At 61.7% G+C, this 3,488-nt stretch carries 1 protein-coding gene; it reads right to left on the bottom strand.

Going from position 1 to position 3,488, the window contains the following annotated elements; translation table 11 throughout:
* Positions 1-3,488 (bottom strand): RHS repeat domain-containing protein (locus C2I19_RS21280; RefSeq protein WP_199181324.1); only part of this gene is annotated, 3,488 nt, incomplete at both ends.

The raw sequence follows: 3,488 nt of genomic DNA, 5'->3' as shown, positions 1-3,488 counted from the left end.
GGCGTCATGGCTGCCCATGGTGACGGTGAAGCGGTTCATCGCGTCGTAGTCGTACCAGTTGTCCTGCGTCTGCTTGCTGCCGTCCTTGCCGTCCTGGTACTCGGTGTAAACGCGCTGACGGTTGCCCACCGCGTCGTACCAGTAACGGCTGAGGAAACGCGGGTCCTGGATGCGGATCACCCGTCCGCGTTCGTCGTAGGTGATGGTGGACTGCTGGTAGAAGCTCAGCTGGTTGCGGTCTGCGCCGGTGGCGTAGGCTTCGTAGGTCTTGCGGCCGTCGTCGTCGTAGCCATACAGCGTGTATTGCTGCGCCGCATGGTCTTCCATGCCTTGCAGGTAGCCGTTGCCGTAATAGGTGTAGACGATGTCTTGGCCATTGCTCGCGCGCTGATGCGTCAGCTGGCCGGCGTTGTTGTAGTCATACGTCGTCACGCGGCCGCCCAGGTCGTGGTGCTCGGCCTTGAGGCCGCTCAGCGTCGTCGCGTCTTGCAGCGTCATCTGGTTGGCGTTGGTGGTGGTGGCGCGCCAGCCGCCCACCACGATGCCGCCGGCGCCCTTGAGCTGGGCGTCCCAGACGTAGCTGTAGTCGGTATGCCGCTGCGCCGCGCTGACGGTGCCCAGCACCCGGCCCAGGCTGTCGTAGCGGGTGGTGTCGGTCAGCGTGTCGCGGCCGGTGCTGGTGGTGCTGTGGCTGATGCGGCGGCCGGCGCCGTCGTAGGCGTAGCTGTCATAGCGGCGCTGGCCGCCGTAGGACTCGTTTTCGCTGCCGCTGGCCGTGCTGCGCTGGGCGTGGTCCGCCCTGGTCAGCTGGCCCAGTTTGTCGTATTGGTAATCTTCGCGATGATCGCCGTTCACGGTGGCAAAGCGCAGATTGCCCAAGCGGTCGTAGGCCATTTCCTTGGTGCTGCCATCGGCATGGTATTCGCGCAGCACCTTGCCCTGGCTGTCCTGGCTGCCGGCCAGCCAGCGCTGCCGGTTTTCGTGCTGATTGGCGTCGATGGTGGACACCAGATTGCCCATGGCGTCGTAGCGGTACTGGGTGGCGTCGTCGCTGCCCAGTTGGTCTTTGCCGTCAGCGCCCTTCTTCACATCGCCGTTGTCGTCCCGCAGCGTCACCTTGGCCTCGTGCTTGGCCACCAGTTTGCCGGCGGTGTCGTAATCAGAGGTGGTGGTGTGGCCGACGCCGTCGGTTTCGCTCACCACTTCGCCAAAGGCGTTGTAGCGCTGGCTGCGCGTCACGGTGGCGTTGTACAGCGATTTGTCCACCACCCATTGCAGGCTGCTGCCAGACACCTGACTATTGTCGTCGCCGCGGTGGATATAGCCCTTGCTCTCCCAAGCCGAACCGTCGACGCTGTTGATGACCGCGCCGCCCGCGTCGCGCAACACAAAGCGGTACTCGTAGTCTCCTACCGCCCAGTTGTCGACATTGATTAGGAAGGTGCCGGTGCCGGTGCGCAGCACCTGAGCCTGCAGCCAGTCGCCATTGCCGCCTTTGAGCCGGTAGCTCAAGTCCATCTGCGCCGCGTTAACCTGCTTGGGATCAAACTGCACGTACATCGGCAGGATCAAACCCGAGTTCTGATCCATCTGGACGTCATGATCCAGACCCAGGGTCATCTGCCCGCGCAGGCTGTTGATCATGGCGCCGCCGGCGTCGAACACCTGGTATTCAAACTCGTAATTGCCGGCCGGCGCGCCGTCTTCGCCAGTATCCCAGTCGAAGCGGCCCGAGCCATCGGCGCTCTTGCTCAGCGTCTTGGTGAGGTAATCGCCCTGGCTGCCGGCCAGGCGGTAGCGCACCACGGCGCTGGCCGCCAGCGAGGACTGGTTGCTCAGGTGAATGATCTGGGCCTGGCTGCTCCACGGCGTCGGCTGCGTCAGGCTGTTGGCGTCGCCGGGCACAAAACTGCCCACCACTCGTTTACCCGCTTGACCATTGCTATCCAGCGCTTGCAGGTCGTATTCATAGCGCGCGTTAGGCTGCAAACCGTATGCAGCCGGATCAAACTGGAACCAACCGTTGAGTGGGTCTCCCCACAAGGCCACTCCTAGGTCATAGGTTTGCGTCCAGGCACCGCTACCCGGCGGCGAGCGGAAGCGGATCTTGCCATGGCTGGCAGAGCCGCCCAGGCCGGTGACATTGACCCAACCCTTGCCCCAGCCGCCGTTGTCGGCAAACATGAAGGCTGGATCGGCTCCCTGCGGCAGGTGCTGGCTATCCCGGCTCGGCGCGATGCTTGACCCATTGTCATTCAGCGTCATCCGCCCCTGACCGCTACTCATGATATTGCCGACGGCATCCACGGCGAGGCAGCGGTATTCGTAATCGGTGCGAGGCATGTTTGACCAGTTATATTCATACATCCCCAATTTAGGATCGCCCCTTTCGGCCACCAGCGAATTCACCGTCCACCCCGCCGTGCCATTCGCCGTCCTGGTCAACAGCAGAAGCTTGGTCGCGGAGGTGGGTATGTTTTCAAAATAGATCTTATTAAAATCTTTCGTCTTGAATGCAATCGCACCGGTATTGTCCTTGCCCTCTCCCGGAAACAACGCCGTCCCCGCATCTCCCAGCTTGACCTCTTTCCCGCCTACGTCCTTATAAACCTCAATGGTCCAGTAACTAAGCTTATGATCAAAAGGATGTAAAAAATCATCCTTCGGAGGAAAAAGGAATTTCGCCACCTCTTTCGGGATATGTCTGGCAATCGAGATATCGGGCCCTTCGCAATAGAAATCCTCGCTCCATATAAAATGATCGCGATTATCATCCGATGCCGCACCATACCTCACGCGATAATGATGATTCCCCAAAGCCGCCAATCCATCGGGAATATGCAGTGTCGCGCTGACATCCAAGGCATAAGTATTGTCATCGGTATAACCCGTCGGCCGGAGACTGCATCGATCCGCGGTGACGCGACCGGTAATCGTGTCATTCGTCGCCACCGTCACGCTCCCCACTCCTGCCGGATTCGCGGTCGCGCCATTTCGCGGCGGCACCTTCCCCACCGTCACCACATCGCCATTATTCGTCAGCGGCTTGGCCACCAGCCAGGGCGTGATCTGCACTGACTGCGCATCGGTCGCGTTGGCGATGCGCGGCTGGTAGGTCGCCACGTGCTGGTTGCGCGCGTCGAAGTCGTCCAGCTTCAAGCGGTAGTCGTTCAGGTATTGCTGGTAATTGGCCCCTTGGGTGTCTTGCAGCTTGTTCAGCACGCCGCTCAGCGTTTCCTGTCGCCACGCCGCGCCGTCCGTTCCGCCGGACTCCACCGTCATGGTGGCGTTGCCGTTGGCGTCGTAGCCGTACAGCTTGGTCACGCCGCCGGCATTGCCCTTCAGCAGCCGGCCGGCCCGGTCGTATTCGCTGAACTCCTGTTGCACGCTGACCGCGCCCGCCGCCGTGCCGCGGGCGAACTTGGCGGTGATCTGGCCCCAGGCGTTGTAGCGCGTTTCGCTGTACAGGCCATTAGTGGCATCCAGCA

This window comes from Chromobacterium alticapitis (genome assembly GCF_002924365.1).
Classification (GTDB): Bacteria; Pseudomonadota; Gammaproteobacteria; order Burkholderiales; family Chromobacteriaceae; genus Chromobacterium; species Chromobacterium alticapitis.
This window is presented reverse-complemented; position numbering and strand designations above follow the sequence as displayed.